Raw genomic sequence first — 22173 nt, 5'->3', positions numbered from 1 at the left:
CCCCCCCCGCACCGCCCGCGGACGGCCCGAGCAGGCCTGCCCCGGCCGGCAGGCTTAGGGGGGCGGTGGGGGGAGCGGACAGCATCGGCGGCTCCAAGTGCGTTGCCCTACGGGTGCGTTGGCGTGGCCACTCCTGACGGTGTGACCACCACCTCTGACCTACCGGCGGACCGCTTGGTTGCGCCGGGTCAGCCACAGAACGCCGCCCGCACCGACGAGCAGCACCGTGCCGCCGAGCGTGCCGAGCGCGACCGCCGAGTCCTCGGGCCCGGTCTGCGGCAGTTCGGAGCCGCCGTCCGGGGCGCTCTGCGATGCGCCGCTGGAGCCGGCGTCACCCGTCGAACCGCCACCGCCCGAACCCTTGACGTCCATTTCCAGGGACGGCTTGGGGTTGTTCTTCGCCGTGCACGTGGTGGTGGTCGACATCGCCGAGATGGTGAGCGTCCCCGCGGTGAAGGTGACCTTGCCACTGCCCTTGGGCGTGTACGTACCGGTCATCGGGTGGATCTTGATCGGCGCGTTCGCCGGAATGGTCTCGGGGTTGCCGCCCGCCGAGACCTTGATCGTGCCGCTTTCGGCACCGCCCAGCTTGATCTGGGCGCTGGGCTTCATGACGCCCTTCTCCAGAGCGATCGGGCTGGACGAGACACCCTTGTTGAACGTCATCGTGATCTTGTAGCCGCTGCCGGCCTTCTCGGCCTTGATGTCGACCGGAGAGACCGCGCTCTTGGGACCGATCGGCGTCTTGCAGTCGTAGTTGACGTCCACCACGGTGGCGTGAGCAGCGGGGGCGGCCAGCAGTACCGCCGAGCCGGCCAAGGCCGCGGCTAGAAGCGCGGCGGCGCTTTTCTGGTACGACACCTCGAATTCCCCTCATGCCGGGAGTTGAAGGCCGTCGGCACTCGGGGCCTCGCCCCTGCAAGTTACTGACGGCACATCAGATTGGGCGCTCAAGGTACGCCCGGCGCCAAGACATGGGAAGACAAACAACGAGGCGGTTTGGTGGAGGCCTTTGACCTGCGCTTTTGGGCTCGTAGACCGTCATTTTCGTACGGAGAAGAGTTCGAGCGGCGCGATCGGGAAGGTGTGAAACGCTTATACGGGTGAGGCGAGTTCGGCCCACACCGTCTTGCCCGAAACCCCCGGTGTGCGCACAACGCCCCAGTCGAGGCAGAGGCGTTGGACGATGAACATGCCGTGTCCGCCGGGGCGGCCCGCGCGATGCGGGGTGCGGGGGGCCGGGTTGCCCGCGCCCTGGTCCGAGACCTCGAGGCGAAGGACCTTGCCGTCGCTGCCGATCCACAGCTCGCGGGCGCCCTCGGCGTGCAGACAGGCGTTGGTGACGAGCTCGGAGACGACCAGGAGGACGTCCTCGGCGGCGGCACGGCGGTCGGCGGTCGCGGCGGGCAGCCAGCCCCACTCGTGCAGAGCCTGCCGGGTGAAGTCACGCGCGAGGGGAACGACACCGCTCTCGCCCGCAAGGCTGAGCCTGCGCACCTGACGGCGGGCGGGCGCTGCATCCGCAGCCGGGCCGGCGGCACCGGACTCCGGACCGCGGTCGCCCGGCGAGAGGGGCCGGGTGGTGCTCATCAGCGCTTCACCTCACCGATTCACCAGTCGTAGTTACCAGGGGCCACAGCCCCGCACGTTCTTGTCCTGTCGCATCCAACGGGTTCCGATGCGTCTCCTGCCCGCCCGGACGGTACGAACACCCACTTTTTCGCTACGGAAAATGTGATGCAGACGACGCGCCGGTCACGGAACGGGTTCCGGCCGGTCACGGCAGGCCGTCCGATCACTCCCTGAGCGCGGCCTCGAGGGTGGGATGCACAGTGAAAACCGCCTCCGCCCCCGTGATCTCGAACACTCTGGCCACCACCGGCTGCATCCCCGCGAGGTGGACCCCGCCGCCTTCGGCCTCGACCTTCAGACGGGCGCCGAGCAGCACGTTGAGCCCGGTCGAGTCGCAGAACTCCAGCCGTGAGCAGTCCACGACGAGCCTGGTCACTCCCTCGGCGATGGCCTGCTCGAGCGGTTCACGCAGGAGATCCGCGGTGTGGTGATCAAGTTCGCCCGCGGGCGCGAAGACGGCACTGGCGCCCTCGCTCCACACGCCGACCTGAAGCCGGCCCCGATGTGCGCTGCCGACTGTGCCGCGGTCCATGCCGCTCCTCTTCCGCTGCGTCCCGAGCTGGTGATTGACCTCTCTGAAGATACGCCTTCCGAACGACTCCGGGTACCCGAACAACCACCCTATATCGGGCAATTCGGACGCAATCGCACTTGCGGGGCGGTGCGGAAAACGGGTAGGCCTAGAAGAAGACCTGTTCACAACGGCCGGCTACGGAGGCGCCGCACACCGCACCGCACACATTGGCATCGGCAGCCGTACGCCGAGAACGATGGAGGACACCATGTCACCCCGGCTCGACGCATCGCCTACCCGCAAAGCGACGTCGACACCCCCACCGGACCACATCGACACCGAACCCCATATCCCCGCTCCCCGCGCCACGGCGGCCCCCCACGCAGCCCCGTCCGCCGCGGAGAGCGCCGAGGAGCCCACAGATCTGGCGGATCTCTCGGATCTTCCCGAGATCCCGCCCTATGACGAAGTGGCCCCGCAGGACGCACGCGCCCTGTCGAAGACGCTCTTCGCCCGCCTCGAGACGCTCGAGGAAGGCACGCACGAATACGCGTACGTCCGTAACACGCTCGTGGAACTCAACCTCGCCCTGGTGAAGTTCGCCGCCTCCCGCTTCCGTTCGCGCAGCGAACCGATGGAGGACATCATCCAGGTCGGCACCATCGGCCTGATCAAGGCGATCGACCGCTTCGAGCTCAGCCGTGGCGTCGAGTTCCCCACCTTCGCGATGCCGACCATCGTGGGTGAGATCAAGCGCTTCTTCCGCGACACCTCGTGGTCCGTGCGCGTACCGCGCCGGCTGCAGGAGCTGCGGCTCGACCTGGCCAAGGCCGGGGACGTGCTCGCGCAGGAGCTCGACCGCGCGCCCACCGTGGGCGAGCTGGCCGAGCGGCTCGACATCAGCAAGGACGAGGTCGTCGAGGGCATGGCCGCGAGCAACGCGTACACCGCGAGCTCGCTCGACGCCCAGCCCGAGGAGGACGACTCCGAGGGTGCGCTCGCGGACCGCATCGGTTACGAGGACCACGGACTCGAAGGCATCGAGTACGTCGAGTCGTTGAAGCCGCTGATCGCGTCCCTGCCGGCGCGTGACCGCAAGATCCTCTCGCTGCGCTTCGTGGCCAATATGACGCAGTCCGAGATCGGCGAGGAGCTGGGCATCTCGCAGATGCACGTCTCCCGGCTGCTCTCGCGCACGCTCGTGCGGCTCCGCAAGGGGCTGACGGTCGAGGAGTGAGCTGCGGCTCTCCAGGTTTCCTCAGGCGCCCCCCGTTCGTTCGGGGGGCGCCTGACGCCGTTGTGGGCGCCCTGGCGCCTTCGCGGCCCGCTGGGTGGGACTCCGCCGCTTCGTGACCGCCAGGCGGCTAGGCGGGCACCTGCCGCCCGCGCTGCCAGACGGTACGGACGAGGGGGACGCCCGGGCGGTACGCCAGGTGGACATGGCTCGGGGCGTCGAGCAGGGCGAGGTCCGCGCGGGCGCCCGGGGTCAGGCGGCCGACGTCCGTGCGGCGCAGCGCCCGCGCCCCGCCGGCGGTCGCGGACCACAGGGCCTCGTCCGGGGTCATCCGCATGTCGCGTACGGCCAGGGCGATGCAGAACGGCATCGAGGACGTGAACGACGAGCCGGGGTTGCAGTCCGTGGAGAGCGCGACCGTGACCCCGGCGTCGAGCAGCCGGCGGGCGTCGGGCCACTGGGCACGGGTGGAGAACTCGGCGCCCGGCAGCAGCGTCGCGACGGTGTTGCCACCCGCGAGCGCGGCCACGTCCTCGTCGGTGAGGTGGGTGCAGTGGTCGGCGGACGCGGCGTCGAGTTCCACGGCGAGCTGGACGCCGGGGCCGTACGTGAGCTGATTGGCGTGCATGCGCGCCATGAGGCCCTTGGCCCGGCCCGCGGTGAGGATGGCGCGGGCCTGGTCGCCGTCGAAGGCGCCCTTCTCGCAGAAGACGTCGATCCACCGGGCGTACGGGGCACAGGCCTCGAGCATCTCGCCGGTGACGAGGTCCACGTACGCCGCCGGGTCGTCGGCGAAGTCGGGGCTCACGATGTGGGCCCCGAGATACGTCACCTCGTCGGTGTGCTCGCTCGCGATCCGCAGGGCGCGGGCCTCGTCATGGGTGGTCAGGCCGTAGCCGGACTTGGTCTCGAAGGTGGTGGTGCCCTGGCTCCGCGCTTCGGCGAGGTAGCGGACGAGGTTCGCTTCGAGTGCCTCGTCGCTTGCCGCCCGGGTGGCTTTGACGGTCGTCCGGATACCGCCCGCCTCGTAACTGCGGCCCTCCATACGGGCGTTGAACTCGGCGGTCCGGTCGCCGGCGAAGATCAGGTGGGAGTGGGAGTCGACGAACCCCGGGATGCCTGCGCGGCCCTCGGCGTCGTACGCCTGGTCGGCGGCGGGGGCCTTCGCCGCGGGGCCGACCCACGCCACGGTCTCGCCGTCGATCACGACGGCGGCGTCCCGGATCCGGCCCAGCGGGCCGTCGCCTCGCGTCGGGTCGTTGGTCACAAGGTTGCCGATGTTGGTGATGACCGTGGTCGTCATGGGTCTCTCTCCGTGGAAGTTCGATTTTCCCCTACCCGCGCAGCTCAGCCACGGCGGACGCGAGCTCGGACGCGACGTCCGGCACCGACAGATGGACCCCGTCCCGTACGACAGGACGCCCACCCACCACCGTGTGCCGGACGTCGGCGGAGGACGCCGCGAAGACCGCCGTCTCCGCCGCGAGGCGGGGCAGAGGTCCGGCCGTGCGGACCGAGTCCAGGGCCACGCAGGTGAAGTCGGCGAGCGCGCCCGCCTCGAGGACACCGCCCGAGGGCCAGCCGAGCGCCTCGTAGCCGGACACGGAGGCCGCACGCAGCAGGGCCGCAGCCGTCCAGTGCCCGCGCGTCCGCGTCCGCAGGCGCTCGTTGAGCTCCAGCGCGCGCGCCTCCTCGAACGGATCGATCACCGCGTGGGAGTCCGAGCCCAGCGAGAGGGGCGAGCCCGCGCCCTGCAGCGCGGCGGCCGGGCCGATGCCGTCGGCGAGGTCGCGCTCGGTCGTCGGGCACATGCACGTGCCCGTCCCCGAGGAGCCGAGCAGCCTGATGTCCTCGGGCGTCAGATGCGTGTTGTGGACGCCGGTCGTCGCGCGCCCGAGCACGCCGTGGTCGGCGAGCAGCTGGGTGGGCGTACAGCCGTGGGCCTCCTGGCAGGCGGCGTTCTCGGCCGTCTGCTCGGACAGATGGACATGCAGCGGGGCCGAGCGTTCCCGGGCCCAGGACGCCACCGTCTCCAACTGCCCGGCCGGAACGGCCCGTACGGAATGCACGGCCGCACCGATCCGCACCCGTTCCCGCTCCTTGAGCGCGGACGCCCGCGCGGCCCAGCCCGCCGCGTCCCCGTCCGAGAAGCGGAGCTGGTGCTCGTTGGGCGCGGCGCCGAAACCGGACGAAACGTACGCGGTGTCGAGGAGCGTGAGCCGGACCCCCGCGTCGGCGGCGGCCGCGATCAGCGCCTCCCCCATCGCGTTGGGATCGTCGTAGCGCCGTCCGCCCGGCGCGTGGTGCAGATAGTGGAACTCGCCCACGACCGTCATCCCCGCGAGGGCCATCTCCGCGTATACGGCCCGCGCGAGACGGTGGTACGAGTCGGGCGTGAGCCGTGACGCCACCTGGTACATGACCTCGCGCCACGTCCAGAAGGTCCCTGACCCGACCTGCACGGTCCCGCGCAGCGCCCGGTGGAAGGCGTGCGAGTGGGTGTTCGCCAGGCCGGGCAGGGTCAGGCCCCGCAGGACCACGGCGCCCGCGGGCGGGGCTTCGACTCCCTTGCGTACGCCGGAGATCAGTCCGTCCGCGGAGACGTCGAGCGCGACGCCCGGCTCCACGACCGGGTCGAGCCATGCGTACTCGGCCCAATAGGTCAGCTGCACGCCAAGCCCTCCAGTACGTCGGCGAGTGCCAGCACCCCCGCCACGCAGTCGTCCTCGGCGGCGTATTCGGCCGGGGAGTGCGAGATGCCGGTGGGGTTGCGCACGAACAGCATGGCCGTCGGGATCTTCGAGGAGAGGATTCCCGCGTCGTGTCCCGCGCCCGTGCCGAGCACGGGCACCGCAGTCCCGCCCGAGCCGAGCAGCCGCCCGAGCTCGTCGCGCAGGGCGTGCTCGAACTCGATGACGGGCGTGAAGGACTCCCGTACGACGGCGAGGTCCACACCGTGCCGGTCGGCGTACTCGCGGGCGGCCTTCTCGATCGCGGTGACCGTCGCGTCCAGGTCGTCCGGCGAGGGGGCACGCGAGTCCAGCCATCCCCGTACGAGGGAGGGGATCGCGTTGACGCCGTTGGGCTCGACCGCGATCTTGCCGAACGTGGCCACGGCGCCCGCGAGTTCGGCCTCGCGGCGGGCGGCCAGGACCGTCTCCGCGTACGGCAGCATCGGGTCGCGGCGGTCCACGAGCCGGGTGGTGCCCGCGTGGTTGGCCTCGCCGCGGAAGTCGAAACGCCAGCGGCCGTGCGGCCAGATGGCGCTCGCGACGCCCACGGCGTGCTCGGTCAGGTCCAGCGCACGGCCCTGCTCGACGTGGAGTTCCACGTAGGCGCCGATCCGGGCGAGGCGCTCGTCGTCGCGGCCGAGGGCGGAGGGGTCGTAGCCGGCGCGCTCCATGGCGTCCGGCAGCGACACCCCGTCGCCGTCGCGCAGCTCGTACGCCTGCTCGCGCGTCAGCTGCCCGGCGGCGAGCCGGGAGCCGACGCAGGCGAGACCGAAGCGCGCGCCCTCTTCGTCACCGAAGTTGGTGATCGCGAGTGGCTTGGTGAACTCCACTCCCCTGTGGCGGAGTTCATCAAGGGCCGCGAACGCGCTGACGACACCCAGAGGGCCGTCGAACGCGCCGCCGTCCGGGACGGAGTCGAGATGCGATCCGGTCACGATCGCCTCGCCCGCCGCCACGTCCTCGTATGAGGCAGCCCCGAGCCAGGCCCACTGGTTGCCGTTGCGGTCCAGCTCGTAGCTCAGCCCGCGCGCTTCGGCCTCGGACCGGAACCACGCGCGGCAGTCCCGGTCGGCCTCGGTCCAGGCGAAACGCCGGTAGCCACCGCTGCCGGCGTCCCGCCCGATGGGCCCGAGATCGGCCCACATCTGATGAAAGGACGAGGTCACGCCTGTTCGCCCTCACGCATCGGGACGCGTACGCCCTTGTCGTCCGCGACCGACTCGGCGATGTCGTAGCCGGCGTCCACGTGCCGGATGACGCCCATGCCCGGGTCGTTGGTGAGGACGCGGCGGATCTTCTCGCCCGCGAGCTCGGTGCCGTCGGCCACCGAGACCTGGCCGGCGTGGATGGAGCGGCCCATGCCGACACCGCCGCCGTGGTGCAGGGAGACCCAGGAGGCGCCGGAGGCCACGTTCACCATGGCGTTGAGCAGCGGCCAGTCGGCGATGGCGTCGGAGCCGTCGAGCATCGCCTCGGTCTCGCGGTACGGGGAGGCCACCGAGCCGCAGTCGAGGTGGTCGCGGCCGATCGCGAGCGGCGCCTGCAACTCCCCTGAAGCCACCATGTCGTTGAAGCGCTCGCCGGCCTTGTCGCGCTCGCCGTAGCCGAGCCAGCAGATACGGGCGGGCAGACCCTGGAAGTGGACGCGCTCGCCGGCCATCTTGATCCAGCGGTGCAGCGATTCGTTCTCGGGGAAGAGGTCGAGGATCGCCTTGTCCGTCTTGTGGATGTCGGATGCCTCGCCGGACAGCGCGGCCCAGCGGAACGGGCCCTTGCCCTCGCAGAACAGCGGCCGGATGTACGCGGGTACGAAGCCGGGGAACGCGAACGCCCGCTCGTAACCCGCCAGTTGGGCCTCGCCGCGGATCGAGTTGCCGTAGTCGAAGACCTCGGCGCCGGCGTCCATGAAGCCGACCATGGCCTCGACGTGCTTGGCCATGGACTCGCGGGCCTTGCGGGTGAACCCGGCCGGGTCCTTGGCCGCGGCGTCCGCCATGTCGTCGAAGTCGACGCCGAGCGGGAGGTAGGCAAGAGGGTCGTGGGCCGAGGTCTGGTCGGTCACGATGTCGATCGGGGCGCCTTCGGCGAGCATCTGCGGAACGAGCTCGGCCGCGTTGCCGAGCAGCCCGATGGAGAGCGGCCGGCGGGCGTCGCGGGCCTCGACCGCGAGGCGCATCGCGTGCTGCAGCGAGTCGGCCTTCACGTCCAGGAACTTGTGCTCGATGCGGCGCTCGATGGCGCGCGGGTCGACGTCGATGCAGATCGCGACACCGTCGTTCATGGTCACGGCGAGCGGCTGGGCGCCGCCCATGCCGCCGAGTCCCGCGGTCAGCGTGATCGTGCCGGCGAGGGTGCCGTCGAACTTCTTCGCGGCGACGGCGGCGAACGTCTCGTACGTGCCCTGCAGGATGCCCTGGGTGCCGATGTAGATCCACGAGCCGGCCGTCATCTGCCCGTACATGGTGAGGCCGAGCTGCTCGAGGCGCCGGAACTCCTCCCAGTTCGCCCAGTCACCCACCAGGTTCGAGTTGGCGATCAGCACGCGCGGCGCCCACTCGTGGGTCTGCATCACGCCGACCGGACGGCCCGACTGGACGAGCATCGTCTCGTCCTGCTTGAGCGTCCTGAGCGTGCGGACCATCGCGTCGAAGGAGCGCCAGTCGCGGGCGGCCTTGCCGGTGCCTCCGTAGACGACGAGCTTGTCGGGGTGCTCGGCGACCTCGGGGTCGAGGTTGTTCTGGAGCATCCGCAGGGCGGCTTCCTGCTGCCATCCCAGGGCGCTCAGTTCGCTGCCGCGGGGCGCTCGGACTGGACGGGGTCCGGACATGGGCGTGCCTCCTCGTGATGTCGTTATTCACATCCTGTCCAGCTGAATAGAACTAGTCAATCCCTTCGTACCTCTGCGGGGCGTCGTGGCCGGTGGTTGGCTGGATCTCATGGGGATACGGGAGAACGCAGAGGCCACCGGCGGCGCGGCCGGGGAACAGCTCGCGGACCGCCGTGACGCGGCGGTCCGTGCCGCGGTGGAGCAGGGCATCGTGGGTCCTGACATCCCGATCGCGGCGTTCCTCGACATCACCGGGATCCGCCGGTCCGCCAGGGCCCTCAAGTCGGCCTTCGCGTCCGCCACTTCGGCCCCGGTCCTGCACGCCTTCGCGGTGAAGGCCTCCCCTCTCGTGCCCGTCCTGCGGCTGCTGCACGAGGAGGGCCTGGGCGCGGAGGTGGCGAGCCCGGGTGAGCTGGCCCTGGCGCGCGCGGCCGGGATCCGGCCCGCCGCCACGGTGCTCGACTCCCCCGCCAAGACGCCCGCCGAGCTGCGCGAGGCCCTCGCCCTCGGGATCGCGGTCAACGCCGACAACCCGCAGGAGCTCGCCCGTATCGACGCCCTGGTCCGCTCAGCCCCGAGCGGCTCACCGATCGGGATCCGCGTGAACCCGCAGACGGGCGGCGGCTCCATCGAGGCCCTGTCCACCGCGACCTCGACCTCGAAGTTCGGGGTGGCGCTGCGGGACGAGGGCGCCCGCGAGTGGCTGACCGGGGCCTGTCTCGACCGGCCGTGGCTGACCCGGCCGCCCATCCACTGGGGCTCCCAGGGCATCCCGCTCGACCTGCCCGTCCAGGGCACCCGCGAGCTGTACGCGCCCGCCGAGGAGATCAACGCCCGGGCGGGCCGCCGCCAGATCGACACCCTCGACATCGGCGGCGGGCTCTCGGTCAACTTCACCTCGGACGAGGAGACACCGACCTACGACGCCTTCGTACGGGAACTGCGGCGCACCGTCCCCGGTCTGTTCTCCGGGTCGTACGGCCTGGTCACGGAGTTCGGCCGGTCCCTGCTCGCCAAGCACGGCACGATCCTGGCGCGGGTCGAGTACGCCAAGTCCGCGGGCGGCCGGTCCGTCGCCGTGACGCACGCGGGCGCCCAGGTCGCGACGCGCACGGTGTACGCCCCGCACTCCTGGCCGCTGAGGATCGCCGCGTACGACCCCAAGGGCCGGCCGAAGAGCGGGCCCGAGGTGGCCCAGGACGTGGCGGGCCCGGCCTGCTTCGCGGGCGATCTGCTCGCCGCCGACCGCCCGTTGCCGCTGCTCGAACAGGACGACTGGGTGGCCGCGCTGGACACGGGCGCGTACTACTTCGCCCACCACTACGCGTACAACTCCCTGGCCCGCCCGGCCGTCCACGGCTTCTCGGCCGCCGCGGACGGGAAGGTGCGTTTCGCCGTGATCCGTGCGGCGCAGACGGTGCGGGAGATCGTGGCGGAGTCGGGCGGGGCCCGGGTGGGGGCGCTGGAGGGGATGTAGCCGCACAAGCGCGGTGGCCCCCGGCCCGACGGTATTCACGCCGGGAGCCCGTGCGCGAGTGGATTCTGTGACTGATGTCATGGATGCCGGGCAGAACTGATCCCGACGTATCAGCTCTCGGGGGAGGTATTCCGTGTCCGTCACCGAACCGAGCACGACCCCGCAATCCGGAGAACCGTCGCTCAAACGCGCCATCGGCCCCAAACTCCTGATCCTTTTCGTGATCGGCGACATCCTCGGTACGGGGATCTACGCGACCACGGGAAAGGTCGCGGGAAAGGTGGGCGGGGCGCTCTGGCTGCCGTTCGTGATCGGGTTCGTGGTCGCGATCCTCACGGCCGCCTCGTATGTCGAACTGGTCGGGAAGTATCCGCGGGCGGCGGGTGCCGCGCTCTATACGCAGAAGGCGTTTAAAGTCCCGTTCATCACCTTCATCGTGGCCTTCATGGTGATGTGTTCGGGCCTGTCGTCGGCGAGCGCGGCCGCCCGTGCGTTCAGCGGCGACTACCTGAGCGAGCTCACCAGCGACGCCCTGCCGCCCACGCTGATCGCGATCACCTTCATCCTGGTGCTCGCCGCGCTGAATCTGCGCGGTGTCTCGGAGTCGGTGAAGACCAATGTGGTGCTGACCATCGTCGAACTCACGGGCCTGGTCATCATTTTGACGATCGGCGCCTGGGCCGTCATGACCGGCGACGGCGAACCGTCCCGGCTCACGGACTTCGAGGCGAGCGGTACCGGATACGCCTTGATCACCGGCGTACTCGGCGCGACCGCTCTGGGATTCTTCGCCTTCGTCGGTTTCGAGGATTCGGTCAACATGGTCGAGGAGACCAAGGATCCGGGGCGTAATTTCCCGCGGGCGATCTTCCTGGGTGTGGCGATCACCGGCACCATCTATGTGCTGGTGGCGCTGGTGTCCTCCCTCATGGTCGACCACAAGACGCTTTCGGGATCGAGCGGGCCGCTGCTCGAAGTCGTCAAGGCCGGCGGAGTGGACTTCCCGCATAAACTCTTCGCGCTGATCGCCCTGTTCGCGGTCACCAATTCGGCGCTCATCAACATCATGATGGCCTCACGGCTGTGTTACGGCATGGCCAATGAGCGCATTCTGCCGCGCGAAATGGGGCGCGTCCTCGCCAAGCGCCGCACTCCGGTGGTCGGGATCATCTTCGTCTCCATCCTGGCGATCGGGCTCGTGTCGACGGGAGAGATCGAGGGGCTCGGCGACACGACGGCGTTCCTGCTGCTCTGCGTGTTCGCGGTGGTCAACGTCGCGGTCCTCGTCCTGCGCCGCGATCCAGTCGACCACGCCCACTTCCGCACGCCGACCGTGCTGCCCGTCCTCGGCGCGATCACGGCCCTGATCCTCGCCAGCCCGCTGGCGGACCGTCCCGCGGACGTCTACATCCGGGCCGGGGTGCTGCTCGCGATCGGGATCGCGCTGTGGGCCGTGAACAAGGTGGTGATGAGGACCCGGGGCGAGGAGGCCGACTGACGGCACACGGGCACAGGCACGGGTGCGGTGCGGGAGATCGTGGCTCAGGCAAGTGGTGGCGAGAGCCGGACGATGTCCCGCATCACCCGTGTCTGCAGGGCGACTTGGGCCGATACCGGCACCCAGCGCGGCTCGAACTCCGCCGACAACTCCGCGCACCACTCACGCACCAGCCACTCGAGCGTCTGCGCCGCCGCCGTCCGTCCCTCTTCGAGGAGGGCCCGGCGCATCATCGCCGCCGCCCGCAACGGGATACGGCGGGCCGCGATGCCCATGGAGGCGCTGCTCCCGGCCGTGGCCGCGATGCCCGACGTACCGGGTGCGTACTGCCGCCAGGTGACCGCCACTTCGGGTGCCACATCGAGGAGTTCACGGGCGGCGGCCTGGCACGGGGAGGACGGCTCGGGCACGCCGGCGAGCGCGTCGGACACCTGCTGCAGCCGCCCGAGCAGGAGGTCGCCCACCTTGTGCAGCTCGCCCGGCGGGTCGGCCACGGGGGTGGGGTCGCTCACGGCCGGCGCCGCCCACATGGAGGCCTCGAGCACCACCGAGACGGTCCCGTACTTGGCGGGGTACGTCCAGGTCGCCCGGGAGAGGAACCCCGAGGGGTCCTTCTCCTCCTTGTCCTGCCCGCCCACCGGCAGTTGCAGCACTCCGGGGCTGTCCGCCACCCAGTCGATCCCGTCGAAGGGACGGAACTCCACCGGCACGCCGAGGTCCGCGGCCACGCCCCGGAAGGCTCCCGCCGCCCCGGCGAGCGGCGCGGTCAACTGCAGGAAGGAACCGCCCACTTCGTTGCCGTGCAGGGAGAACTGGACCGTGGGCCGCAGCTCGTCGAGCACTTCCACGAGTGCGTGTGACTCGGGCATGGCCGGCCGCTCGTCACCCGCCCCCGGCAGAAACTCGGGCTGCCGGGTGAAGTTCGGCCGGTAGAAGCCGAGGTGATAGCCGAGGAGCGAGGGCCCCTCCATGCCTTGGTGGCGCCGTGCTCCGTCGGGGTCGAGGCAGAGCAGCGCGTGCCAGGTGCAGTCCAGTTCCGCCAGCCCTCGCGGGTCCTGGGCGAACTGTCGCGCGAGCGCCAGTACGCAGGCTCCGCCGACGGGCTCGTTGGCGTGCGCCCCGGCCACGGTCAGTACGGTGCGGGCCCCCTCTCCCGCCGAGAGCAGCAGCAGCGGGCGGCCGTCCCCGGACCTGCCCACCTCCCGCAGTCGCAGGAGCCCGGGGTGCTCCTCGGCAAGGTGGCGGACAGCGCGCTCCACATCTTCGGCGGCCGGATATCCGTACACCGCCGAGCCGTTCTCAGGCACTGCCCACCCCCTCGCCTCCGGTATTTCGCCTCCCGTACGGCATCGGATCAGGACCCGATGCCGCCGGATCAGGACCCGATCGAGTTGCTCTCGCCGGTCGTCTGCTTCTTGTCCAGCGGGCGAATCACGATCTTGGTAGCCATACAGATCCCCACCTTCAACTCGACTGATGCGCACGGACGTTGCCGAAGCCACGAGCACTCCGGCACCTTGCCAAGGGTTGCAGCCGTGGTCAGAGTGTCAAGAGCGCGTCTCGCCAACCGGAGGGGTCTCTGTGACAGTCGGACCGCACAGCATCAAGCGCCCCCGGGTGAAGCCGGAACACCGGGCGTACCGGACCGCCGACGGCCAGGTCCGCATCGGAAGCGTGATCTACGGCATCGGCGCCGAGATCCTCGATCCCGAAGGCTGGGTATGGCCGCTGATCGAGGCCATGGACGGGACCCGGTCCCTCGGTGCGGTCCTCGACGCGGTGCGGGAGACACACCCGGAGGTGCCGGCGGAGGACCTCCGCGAGGCCGTGGCCGATCTGCTGGCGGCCGGTTTCCTCGAGGACGCCGCCGCCCCGGTTCCACCCGAGTTCTCGGAGCGGGAGCAGGTCCGGTACAGCCGCGGTGTCCCCTTGCAGCGGTGGATGGACCTCACCCCCCGCACCAGCCCCTGGGACGTACAACTGAAGCTGCGCAAGGCGCGCGTTCTCCTCTTGGGCCTGGGCGGCACCGGTGGATACGCGGCCCAGACCCTGGTCGCGTCCGGCGTCGGGCATCTGCACTGTGTGGAGCCGGACGTGGTGGAAGCGTCGAATCTGAACCGGCAGCCGCTCTTCGTGGAGAAGGACGTCGGACAGCCCAAACTCGACGCCGCGCTGGACGCGCTGCGGGCGAGGAACTCGGATGTGACGGTCACCGGAGAGCGTCGCGAGGTGCGCGACCGCGACGACCTGGCCGATCTCATGGGCCCGGGCTACGACCTGCTGCTCCTCGCGGCCGACCGGCCGCCGGCCATCCGCAGGTGGGCCAATCGCGTGTGCCTGGCCACGAACACCCCCTGGGTCGACGCCGGATATCACGGCCCCTTGGTCACGGTGGGGGTGCACGTGCCCGGAGTCGGCGCCTGCTGGGAGTGCCACCGGGCGGGCGAAGTGGCGCGCCGCGATCTGCGGGTCGGACCCGGCCAGGACGAGGAGGTCGCCTCGCCGCGTTTTCCCTGGAACCCCGCCAACGCCGTCACGGCGGCCCTGTCCGGCACCCTGCAGACCCATGCCGCGCTCGCCCTGCTGACCGGGGTGCCCGCGATGGAGCCCGGCTTCAGGTTCGGCATCAATCTCATGGTGCCCGGCGACCCGGTCCTCGAACGGTTCGACCGCCTCCCCGACTGCCCGGCCTGCGGGAACACTCTTGGCTGAGGTCAGGACGCCGACCACCGTCCGGCTGCACGACCTGGCCTGTCGGCACGATCGTGACGAGTGGATCGTCGGCCGTATGGCCACCGGACGGTTCGTGGCCCTGCCCGAGGCCGGCAAGCGCGTCATCGAGCTGCTCCAGGAGGGCCTGACCGTCCCGGATGTCGGCGTACGCCTGCGGCAGGAGACGGGCGAGGACGTCGACGTACCGGAATTCGTGACCGCCCTGATGGACCTGGAGTTCGTCGCCGAGACGGACGGACATCCTGTGCCCGCCGCCCCGCCGAAACCACCTCCGCTGGCCCGGCTGCGCCCCCGCCATGTGCGCTGGACGCTGCACCCCGCGCTCCCGCTCATGGCCGGAGCGCTGGTCGCGACGGCGCTCTTCCTCATCGCCACCCGGCCGGAACTCGCCCTCGACTTCCGCACCTTGCTGTGGACTTCACACGGCAGCCTCGTCCTCGCGCTGCATGCCGCCGCCGGATGGACGCTGCTCTTCGTCCATGAACTCGCCCACCTCCTGACCGCCCGGGCCACCGGGGTCCCCGGCCGTATCGAGCTGGGCACACGACTGCAGTTCCTGGTCCTGCAGACCGACATCAGCGGCATAGAACTGGCCCCGCGCCGACACCGGTTGACCGCCTATCTGGCCGGTATCGCCGTGAACCTGACCACGTTCGCGCTCGCCGTCCTGGGTGCGGCCGCGGTGGCGCCCGGGACCCTCCCGCACCGGATTCTCCTGGCTGTCGCGCTCACGTCGCTGCTGCCCCTGCCGTTCCAGCTGATGGTCTTCATGCGCACCGACCTGTACTTCGTGCTGCAGGACCTGACCGGCTGCCGCGACCTCTACGGCGAAGGCGTCGCGTACGCCGCCTACAGGGGGCGGCGCCTACTGCGCCGCGCGCCCCGCCCGGGATCGCCCGCCGGCGATCCGAGCGCCTCGCTGCCCCGCCATGAGCGGCGTGCGGTACGGGTCTACACCGTGGTGCTCGTGGTGGGCACGGCGGCGTGTCTGGGCTTCCTGGCAGCGATCACCCTGCCCGCCGACCTCACCCTCCTCGCCGGCGCCGTGTCCGCTCTCGGGCCCGGCCATTCGCTCTCCGCCCACCTGGACGCGGCCGCGGTCCTGGTGCTCCTCGGCGGGCTGCACGTCCTGTGGGCGGTGACCTGGGTGCGCAACCGCCGCCGAAGGCGGGAGCGGTGACGGACCCGCTCACCCGGCGGCGGCCAGGCGGCGCTGGATCTCCTCCTCGGAGACGTCCTCGATGTGCGTCAGGAACACCCAGATGTGCCCGAAGGGGTCCTTGAGGATGGTGGAGCGGTCACCGTGGAAGGTGTCCTGTGGCGGTACGAGGATCTCGGCGCCCGCAGCTGCCGCCCGCCGCGCCAGGCCGTCGACATCCGGCACGAAGACATGCAGGGTCACCGAGGTGCCGCCGCCGAGCGAGGCGGGCGCCAAGAAGGAGGCGAGCCCCGCGCCGTCCGCCTCGTCCGCGCCGGCGTCGCCCAGCATCAGGGCCGACTGCCCGACCATGATCTCGGCGTGCAGGATCCCGCCGCCCGGGACGTCGATCCTGAAGTCCTCACGGGCATCGAAGGCCCGCCGGTAGAAGTCGATCGCCGCGGCGGCGTCGTCGACCATGATGTGCGGGATCACGGCGTACCGGTAGCGGTCGGGGATCTCCGTCGCCGGCGCGGCGGTCGAGGCGGCCGTGGTGCCCTGCGCGGTCTGGGTGGGGGATGCGTTCTCGGTCATGGCGAACCTCCTTGAAAGCTCCGCCGGACAGTTCCTGCGGTGCTGACAGGAAACCTAGAAGCTCAAGTTTGGTTCAGGTCAAGCGCCGATACGGAGCGCTCCTCCAGGGCCCGATTCGCCGATCTCGTACGGGCGTTACTCGACGAACAGCCCTCGCTCCGCCGCCCGCGCGTCAAAGGCCTCCAGACGGGACTGCGCCTCCGGAAGGCCGTCGCACATGGCCTCCAGGAGGACCCGGCCGAGCAGCATCGGCGCGCATACCGTGTCGAAGGCGAGGCCCGTGCCGACCGCCGCCGGGAGCAGCAGATCGGAGACCTTGGCGACCGGGGCGAAGGCCGAGTCGGCGACCGTGACGACGGTCAGGCCGAGGGATTTCGCGTACGTGAGGGCCTCGACGACCTCGCGCGGGTGGCGCGGCAGCGCGAAGCACAGGACGGCCGAGGCGCCCGCGCGGGCCGCGGCCTCCAGGCGGTCGGCCAGCATGGTGCCGCCCTCGTGCAGCAGGCGTACGTCCGGGTGCACCTTGGCCGCGAAGTACGCGAAGCCGTACGCCTGGGACGCGGCCGCGCGCAGACCGAGGACCGGCAGCGGGCGGGACGCGGCGAGCAGGGCGCCCGCCTGCTCCACCGGCGCGGGATCCGCGAGGACCGAGGCGAGATGGCGCAGGTTCTCGATCTCGGCCTCGACGGCCTGCTGGTACTCGTTGAGCTCGGCGCTCCCGCCCGCGTCCGCCGGGACGACGTCCCGCAGATGCTTGCGCAGCGCCGGATAGCCGTCGAACCCGAGGGCCACCGCGAAGCGGGTCACCGACGGCTGGCTGACGCCGGCCAGTTCGGCGAGCTCCACCGAGGACAGGAACGGCACGTCGGCCGCACGCCGCACCATGCAGTGCGCGATCCGGCGCTGGGTGGGCGTCAGGCGGTGGCCTTCGAACAGCTCCTGAAGGCGGGTGGCCGGGGTGTCGGTCATGGTCAAGGCCCCTCGTACGACACGGACTGCTGCTGGTTTCTGTTCGGAGCTCCATCGGAGCTCTAGAGGTCGGCGAACCGGTCGAGCAGCTCCGCTGCCGCCGTCACATCATCGGTGAGCGGACGGTCCCGGAGCCCCTCGGGGAGAAGGCCGTCGGCGAGTGCGCGGGCCCGGCCGACCGGAAGGCCGGGGTCGGGGCGCAGTCCGCGCATCCTCAGGGCCCGTATGACCGCGACCAGTTCGCAGCCCACCACGAGCCGGAGCGGAGCCGCGGACCGCAGCGTCTGGCGGGCGGCGAGCGAGGCGAAGCTGGCCTGTTCCTCGACGCCGCGGGAGAGCACCGCGTGGCCGAGGGAGGCGGGGTGCGCGAAGGACCGCAGCTCGCCGAGGGACGCCGTGGCCGCGTACTCGAGGATCATCACGCCCGACGAGGCGGGCTCCTCGGCGGCGAGGAAGGGCCGCAGGCGGGTGAGGCCCGGTTCGTTGAGCGCCGACAGACGCGCGGCCGACAGGTGCGCGACCTGCATCAGCGCGAGCCGGAAGTGGTCGAGCGCCAGGGCGAGTTGGGCCGCGTAGAAGCCGCCGTGGTGGTACGCGGCCGGCTCGTCGGAGCGGATCAGGGGGTTCTCCGCGGCGGCGTTGAGCTCTATGGCGAGGGTCGCTTCGAGGGCGTCGGCGGCGTCCTCGGCGGGGCCGTGGATCTGCGGCAGACAGCGGAAGGCGTACGGGTCCTGGATGCGCCCTGCCGGCGGTCCGGGGCGCTCGGGTGCGCCCAGGAGGCGGCGGCTGCGGGCGGCGACGGCGCCCGAGCCGGGGTGCGGGCGGGCGGCGTGCACCGGTTCCGCGTACGCCTCGTACGAGCCGTCGACCGCGAGCAGCGAGAGCGCGCCGACGACCTGGGTGGCCCGGACCAGGCGCCGCAGTTCGACGAGGGCGAGCGCGGACTGGCCGAGCGTGAGCGCGTTGGAACTGATCAGCGCGAGCGCGTCGTTGTGGTCGAGCGCGAGCGGCTCGGGCGGGGGTCCCGCGGCCCAGGGGTGTTCGCCGGCGAGGGCGAGCCCGGTCTGGGCGAGGGCCGCGAGGTCGCCGGTTCCGACCGAGCCGAACTCGTGGACCACGGGGTGGGCGCCGCTCGCCAGGGCCTCGCAGAGCGCGGTGACGACGGCGGGCCGCAGCCCCGCGCCGCCCGCGAGCAGCTGATTGGCGCGTACGGCGAGCATCGCGCGGACCTCACGGGCCGGCAGCGGTTCGCCGATCGCTCCGGCGTGCGAGCGCAGCAGCCCGAGGCCGTGCTCGGCGGCGGCCTCGGCGGGCACGTGCTCGTTCCGGTTGGCGCCGACGCCGGTGGAACGGCCGTAGACGCGGCCGGACACGGCGAGTTCACGGGCGGCGGCCCAGGCGCCCTCGGCCCGCCGCAGCGCGTCGGCGCCGGGGACGGGATACGCGGCGCCCTCCGCGAGCTGGACGACGGCGCCGACCGTCATGCTCCGGCCGTCGAGGACGAGGGGCCCGGGCGCTCGCGGCGGGGCGCTGTCCTTCATCTGGGACGACATGTGCGGCAACTCCAGCCCCGGGGCAGTGACACGTTATTCAGCGTGCCAGAACTCTGCATGAAGATATGCAGCCGGGCAAGGGGCCTGGGGTGACGCCTTGGCAGGGCGCTTCGCGCGCGGGCCCCTGGAGCTCGGTGACGTTTCCGTCAGAGCTCGGTGACCTTTCCGTCCGCGACCCTCAGACGTCGGGTCACGTGGACGGCGTCGAGCATCCGGCGGTCGTGCGTGACAAGGAGCAGGGTGCCTTCGTAGGCCTCCAGAGCGGACTCCAGCTGCTCGATCGCCGGAAGGTCGAGGTGGTTGGTGGGCTCGTCCAGGACCAGCAGGTTCACCCCGCGCCCCTGCAGCAGCGCCAGCGCCGCCCGGGTGCGCTCACCGGGAGAGAGGGTGGCCGCCGGGCGGGTCACATGCGCCGCCTTCAGGCCGAACTTGGCGAGCAGGGTGCGCACTTCGGCCGGCTCGGTGTCGGGTACGGCGGCGCAGAACGCTTCGAGGAGCGGTTCGTCACCGAGGAAGAGGCCGCGGGCCTGGTCGACCTCGCCGACCAGCACACCCGAGCCGAGGGTGGCGGAGCCGGAGTCCGGGGCCAGCCGGCCGAGGAGCACCGCGAGCAGGGTCGACTTCCCCGCCCCGTTGGCGCCGGTGATGGCGACCCGGTCCGCCCAGTCGATCTGCAGGCTCGCCGGACCGAACGCGAACTCCCCGCGCCGCACGGCCGCGTCGCGCAGCGTGGCGACCACGGAGCCGGAGCGCGGAGCCGCCGCGATCTCCATCCGCAGCTCCCACTCCTTGCGCGGCTCCTCGACCACGTCGAGGCGCTCGATCGCCCGCTGCGTCTGACGGGCCTTGGAAGCCTGCTTCTCGCTCGCCTCGCTGCGGAAGGCCTTGCCGATCTTGTCGTTGTCGGTGGCCTTGCGGCGGGCGTTCTTGACGCCCTTGTCCATCCAGCCGCGCTGCATCGCGGCCCGGCTCTCCAGGGCGGACCGCTTGCCCGCGTACTCGTCGTACTCCTCGCGGGCGTGGTCGCGGGCGCGCTCGCGCTCCTCCAGATAGGACTCGTAGCCGCCGCCGTAGAGGTTGATCTGCTGCTGCGCCAGGTCGAGTTCGAGGACCTTGGTGACCGTACGGGTGAGGAACTCGCGGTCGTGGCTGATGACGACCGTGCCGGCGCGCAGCCCCCGCACGAACGTCTCGAGCCGCTCCAGACCGTCGAGATCGAGGTCGTTGGTCGGCTCGTCGAGCAGGAAGACGTCGTAGCGCGAGAGCAGCAGCGAGGCGAGTCCGGCGCGGGCGGCCTGACCGCCCGACAGCGCGGTCATCGGCAGATCGAGGCCCACCGCGAGGCCGAGGTCGTCGGCGACCTCCTGAGCCCGCTCGTCCAGGTCGGCGCCGCCGAGGTTCAGCCACCGGTCGAGGGCGTCCGCGTACGCGTCGTCCGCGCCCGGCGTCCCGTCCACGAGACCCTGCGTCGCCGCGTCCAGCTCGGCCTGCGCCGCGCCCCCACGGGTGCGCCGGGCCAGGAAGCCGCGTCCGGACCCGCCGGCCCGCCGCTCGGGCTCCGGGGGAAGGTCCCCGACGGCGGCGCCGGGCGGGGACAGGCGCAGCTCACCGGTCTCGGGGGCGTCGAGCCCGGCGAGCATCCGCAGCAAGGTCGACTTCCCGGCGCCGTTGACACCCACCAGACCGATGACGTCGCCGGGCGCGACGACGAGGTCGAGATCGGCGAAGAGCGTGCGCTCACCGTGTGCGGCGGTGAGCTTCCTGGCGACGAGAGTGGCAGTCATAGTCGGGCCACTTTATCCGCGCGGCGCCAACGGCTTATCCGCGCGGCGCTGCCGCCCAATCCACGCGGCGCTGGCCGCCTACCCCCCCCGCGCGGCCCGCCCCCCCCGCGCGGCCCCCGCCCCGGCGGGCCCCCCGGGGGCGCCCCGAGGCGCCCCGGCGGCGGGTCTGCCCGACCGCGAATCGGGGGGCTAGCCCCACTGCGTTCCGCGCCCCCGCTTCGTACCGTTTCTTCTTATGGAAGCCCGAGACGCTGAGCTCAACAAGGAACTCCAAGCGACCCTGCACACCCGCAGGGAGCTCGGCGAGGAGTACGAACCCGCGCTGGTCGAGTCGTTCCTCGCGAAGGTCGAGGACCGCCTGGACGCCACGGTCGACCGCCGGATGCGCCGCCTGATGGCGGAACAGCAGATGGCCGTCGCCCGCGAGGCCCGCGGCCCGCGCGGTTCGGTGGACGCCTGGGGCGAACGGTTCGGCTTCGCGATCGTCTCCCTGATCCTCGCCATCCCCCTCTCGGCCATCGCCGCGGTCAACGCCGATCTGCCGGGCCTGCTCGTCGCATGGCTCGGCATCGTGGGAGTGAACGCGGTCCACGCGATGCACAGGTTCCCGAGCTTCGGACGGGGGCGACGGCCGCGGGGGCAGGACTCGGACTGGGAGGACTGAGCAACGCACAGGACGCGGACCGGGGGGACTGGGGGCCTGGCCGCCCGGGCGGATCAGCCCCTCCCCGAGGGCCAGGGGCCGAAAGCCCGGAGCCGGCGGTGGCATGCCCCGGCGGTAGCCCGGCCCGGCGGTGACATGCCCCGGCCGCCACCCGAACCGCCGGTGGCACGCCCCGGCCGCCACCCGAACCGGCGGTGGCATGCTGCCCTGATGACCGCCTTTTACCACGTCTGTTTCGTCGTGCCCCAACTCGAGCCAGCCCTACGCGACTTCACGCTCGCCGCCGGTGTCGAGTGGTGCGAACCGCGGACCCATCGCCTGGGCGACTGGGACTACCGCCTCACCTTCACGCGGGGCGACGCGCCCTTCATCGAGCTGATCGAGGGCCCGCCCGGCAGCCCCTGGGACGCCTCGGACGGGCCCCGCTTCGACCACCTCGGCTTCTGGACGACGTCGCTCGCCGAGGGCGCCGCCCGGCTCGAACGGCACGGATTCCCCGAGGAGTTCAGCGGCTGCCCTTACGGCCGCGCCTTCGCGTACCACCGTATGGACTCCGTCGGCGCCCGCGTCGAACTCCTCGACCTGGCCCTGCAGCCCGGCTTCCTGGAGACCTGGAACCCCGGCGGCACCCCGATGCCGGCCATCGACGAGACGGCATTCGGCGACCGTGATTGAGGACGGCGGACGCGAAGCCCGCGAGAGCGGCGGCGGTTCAGCCGCGGAGAACAGAGCTTCTCGCGGGGGCCGGCGGCCCCCCCGGGGGAGGGGGGGGGGGCGGGGGGGGGCCCCCCGGGGGGGCGGGGGGCCGGGGCGGGGCCGGGGGG

The 22173-nt window shown here is 71.6% G+C and carries 19 protein-coding genes; 7 read left to right on the top strand and 12 right to left on the bottom strand.

Annotated elements, in window-relative coordinates; all coding sequences use genetic code 11:
* Positions 1-159: 159 nt before the first annotated feature.
* The 3 genes from JAO81_RS28385 to JAO81_RS28375 all read right to left on the bottom strand — a co-directional run bounded on the left by JAO81_RS28385 (position 160) and on the right by JAO81_RS28375 (position 2164).
* Positions 160-861, bottom strand: coding sequence for an LPXTG cell wall anchor domain-containing protein (locus JAO81_RS28385; RefSeq protein WP_199550804.1), 702 nt, complete (start codon positions 859-861; stop codon positions 160-162).
* 234 nt (positions 862-1095) lie between these two features.
* Positions 1096-1590, bottom strand: a complete 495-nt coding sequence (locus JAO81_RS28380) for an ATP-binding protein (protein ID WP_199550803.1) — start codon at positions 1588-1590, stop codon at positions 1096-1098.
* 205 nt (positions 1591-1795) lie between these two features.
* Positions 1796-2164, bottom strand: coding sequence for an STAS domain-containing protein (locus tag JAO81_RS28375; RefSeq protein ID WP_199550802.1), 369 nt, complete (start codon positions 2162-2164; stop codon positions 1796-1798).
* 238 nt (positions 2165-2402) lie between these two features.
* Between JAO81_RS28375 and JAO81_RS28370 the strand changes: the two genes are divergently transcribed.
* On the top strand, positions 2403-3383 hold the full coding sequence (locus JAO81_RS28370; RefSeq protein WP_374194359.1) for an RNA polymerase sigma factor SigF: 981 nt from the start codon (positions 2403-2405) through the stop codon (positions 3381-3383).
* A gap of 127 nt (positions 3384-3510) precedes the next feature.
* On the opposite strand, the gene hutI is transcribed toward JAO81_RS28370, so the two are convergent.
* From hutI to hutU, 4 genes are read right to left on the bottom strand one after another with little or no spacing between them, the layout of a single operon-like run.
* Entirely contained in the window at positions 3511-4683 is a 1173-nt protein-coding gene (hutI, locus tag JAO81_RS28365) for an imidazolonepropionase (RefSeq protein WP_199550801.1), read from the bottom strand.
* A 31-nt stretch (positions 4684-4714) separates the two neighbouring features.
* Complete coding sequence (locus JAO81_RS28360) at positions 4715-6052, bottom strand: formimidoylglutamate deiminase (RefSeq protein WP_199550800.1); 1338 nt, start codon at positions 6050-6052, stop codon at positions 4715-4717.
* Positions 6043-7278, bottom strand: a complete 1236-nt coding sequence (locus JAO81_RS28355) for an allantoate amidohydrolase (RefSeq protein ID WP_307813796.1) — start codon at positions 7276-7278, stop codon at positions 6043-6045. The genes JAO81_RS28360 and JAO81_RS28355 overlap by 10 nt, the downstream gene beginning before the upstream one ends.
* On the bottom strand, positions 7275-8939 hold the full coding sequence (hutU, locus tag JAO81_RS28350; RefSeq protein ID WP_199550799.1) for a urocanate hydratase: 1665 nt from the start codon (positions 8937-8939) through the stop codon (positions 7275-7277). The genes JAO81_RS28355 and hutU overlap by 4 nt, the downstream gene beginning before the upstream one ends.
* Positions 8940-9048: 109 nt before the next feature.
* Here hutU and JAO81_RS28345 point away from each other — a divergent pair, with 109 nt between their 5' ends.
* Together JAO81_RS28345 and JAO81_RS28340 are read left to right on the top strand one after the other, a co-directional pair.
* Complete coding sequence (locus JAO81_RS28345; protein ID WP_199550798.1) at positions 9049-10416, top strand: diaminopimelate decarboxylase; 1368 nt, start codon at positions 9049-9051, stop codon at positions 10414-10416.
* Between the two features lie 133 nt (positions 10417-10549).
* Positions 10550-11914: an APC family permease gene (locus tag JAO81_RS28340; protein ID WP_199550797.1), complete on the top strand. Its 1365-nt coding sequence runs from the start codon at positions 10550-10552 to the stop codon at positions 11912-11914.
* 44 nt (positions 11915-11958) lie between these two features.
* On the opposite strand, the gene JAO81_RS28335 is transcribed toward JAO81_RS28340, so the two are convergent.
* Positions 11959-13221, bottom strand: coding sequence for a M14 family zinc carboxypeptidase (locus tag JAO81_RS28335; RefSeq protein WP_307813793.1), 1263 nt, complete (start codon positions 13219-13221; stop codon positions 11959-11961).
* Between the two features lie 310 nt (positions 13222-13531).
* Between JAO81_RS28335 and JAO81_RS28330 the strand changes: the two genes are divergently transcribed.
* On the top strand, positions 13532-14626 hold the full coding sequence (locus JAO81_RS28330; RefSeq protein ID WP_374194361.1) for a ThiF family adenylyltransferase: 1095 nt from the start codon (positions 13532-13534) through the stop codon (positions 14624-14626).
* Positions 14619-15827, top strand: coding sequence for a hypothetical protein (locus JAO81_RS28325; RefSeq protein ID WP_199550795.1), 1209 nt, complete (start codon positions 14619-14621; stop codon positions 15825-15827). The genes JAO81_RS28330 and JAO81_RS28325 overlap by 8 nt, the downstream gene beginning before the upstream one ends.
* Positions 15828-15836: 9 nt before the next feature.
* On the opposite strand, the gene JAO81_RS28320 is transcribed toward JAO81_RS28325, so the two are convergent.
* The 4 genes from JAO81_RS28320 to JAO81_RS28305 all read right to left on the bottom strand — a co-directional run bounded on the left by JAO81_RS28320 (position 15837) and on the right by JAO81_RS28305 (position 20685).
* The gene (locus JAO81_RS28320; protein ID WP_233416039.1) at positions 15837-16265 is read right to left on the bottom strand and encodes a VOC family protein; all 429 of its coding nucleotides are present in this window, start codon (positions 16263-16265) and stop codon (positions 15837-15839) included.
* A gap of 249 nt (positions 16266-16514) precedes the next feature.
* Positions 16515-17348, bottom strand: a complete 834-nt coding sequence (locus JAO81_RS28315; RefSeq protein ID WP_199550793.1) for a MurR/RpiR family transcriptional regulator — start codon at positions 17346-17348, stop codon at positions 16515-16517.
* A gap of 62 nt (positions 17349-17410) precedes the next feature.
* Positions 17411-18901, bottom strand: coding sequence for an aromatic amino acid ammonia-lyase (locus tag JAO81_RS28310; protein ID WP_199550792.1), 1491 nt, complete (start codon positions 18899-18901; stop codon positions 17411-17413).
* 146 nt (positions 18902-19047) lie between these two features.
* Positions 19048-20685, bottom strand: a complete 1638-nt coding sequence (locus JAO81_RS28305) for an ABC-F family ATP-binding cassette domain-containing protein (protein WP_199550791.1) — start codon at positions 20683-20685, stop codon at positions 19048-19050.
* A gap of 235 nt (positions 20686-20920) precedes the next feature.
* Between JAO81_RS28305 and JAO81_RS28300 the strand changes: the two genes are divergently transcribed.
* Positions 20921-21349 (top strand): hypothetical protein, encoded by a 429-nt coding sequence (locus JAO81_RS28300; protein WP_199550790.1) that lies wholly within the window; start codon positions 20921-20923, stop codon positions 21347-21349.
* A 210-nt stretch (positions 21350-21559) separates the two neighbouring features.
* On the top strand, positions 21560-22024 hold the full coding sequence (locus JAO81_RS28295) for a VOC family protein (RefSeq protein ID WP_199550789.1): 465 nt from the start codon (positions 21560-21562) through the stop codon (positions 22022-22024).
* The last annotated feature ends 149 nt before the right edge of the window (positions 22025-22173 follow it).

Origin of the sequence: Streptomyces sp. N35, assembly GCF_016464295.1 — a bacterium.
GTDB lineage: Bacteria > Actinomycetota > Actinomycetes > Streptomycetales > Streptomycetaceae > Streptomyces.
This window is presented reverse-complemented; position numbering and strand designations above follow the sequence as displayed.

Coding starts and splice junctions, on each gene's coding strand:
- JAO81_RS28380 (WP_199550803.1), bottom strand. CDS start 1,590: ATGAGCACCACCCGGCCCCTCTCGCCGGGCGACCGCGGTCCGGAGTCC.
- JAO81_RS28300 (WP_199550790.1), top strand. CDS start 20,921: ATGGAAGCCCGAGACGCTGAGCTCAACAAGGAACTCCAAGCGACCCTG.
- JAO81_RS28295 (WP_199550789.1), top strand. CDS start 21,560: ATGACCGCCTTTTACCACGTCTGTTTCGTCGTGCCCCAACTCGAGCCA.
- JAO81_RS28375 (WP_199550802.1), bottom strand. CDS start 2,164: ATGGACCGCGGCACAGTCGGCAGCGCACATCGGGGCCGGCTTCAGGTC.
- JAO81_RS28305 (WP_199550791.1), bottom strand. CDS start 20,685: ATGACTGCCACTCTCGTCGCCAGGAAGCTCACCGCCGCACACGGTGAG.
- JAO81_RS28370 (WP_374194359.1), top strand. CDS start 2,403: ATGGAGGACACCATGTCACCCCGGCTCGACGCATCGCCTACCCGCAAA.
- hutI (WP_199550801.1), bottom strand. CDS start 4,683: ATGACGACCACGGTCATCACCAACATCGGCAACCTTGTGACCAACGAC.
- JAO81_RS28315 (WP_199550793.1), bottom strand. CDS start 17,348: ATGACCGACACCCCGGCCACCCGCCTTCAGGAGCTGTTCGAAGGCCAC.
- JAO81_RS28310 (WP_199550792.1), bottom strand. CDS start 18,901: ATGTCGTCCCAGATGAAGGACAGCGCCCCGCCGCGAGCGCCCGGGCCC.
- hutU (WP_199550799.1), bottom strand. CDS start 8,939: ATGTCCGGACCCCGTCCAGTCCGAGCGCCCCGCGGCAGCGAACTGAGC.
- JAO81_RS28320 (WP_233416039.1), bottom strand. CDS start 16,265: ATGGTCGACGACGCCGCCGCGGCGATCGACTTCTACCGGCGGGCCTTC.
- JAO81_RS28345 (WP_199550798.1), top strand. CDS start 9,049: ATGGGGATACGGGAGAACGCAGAGGCCACCGGCGGCGCGGCCGGGGAA.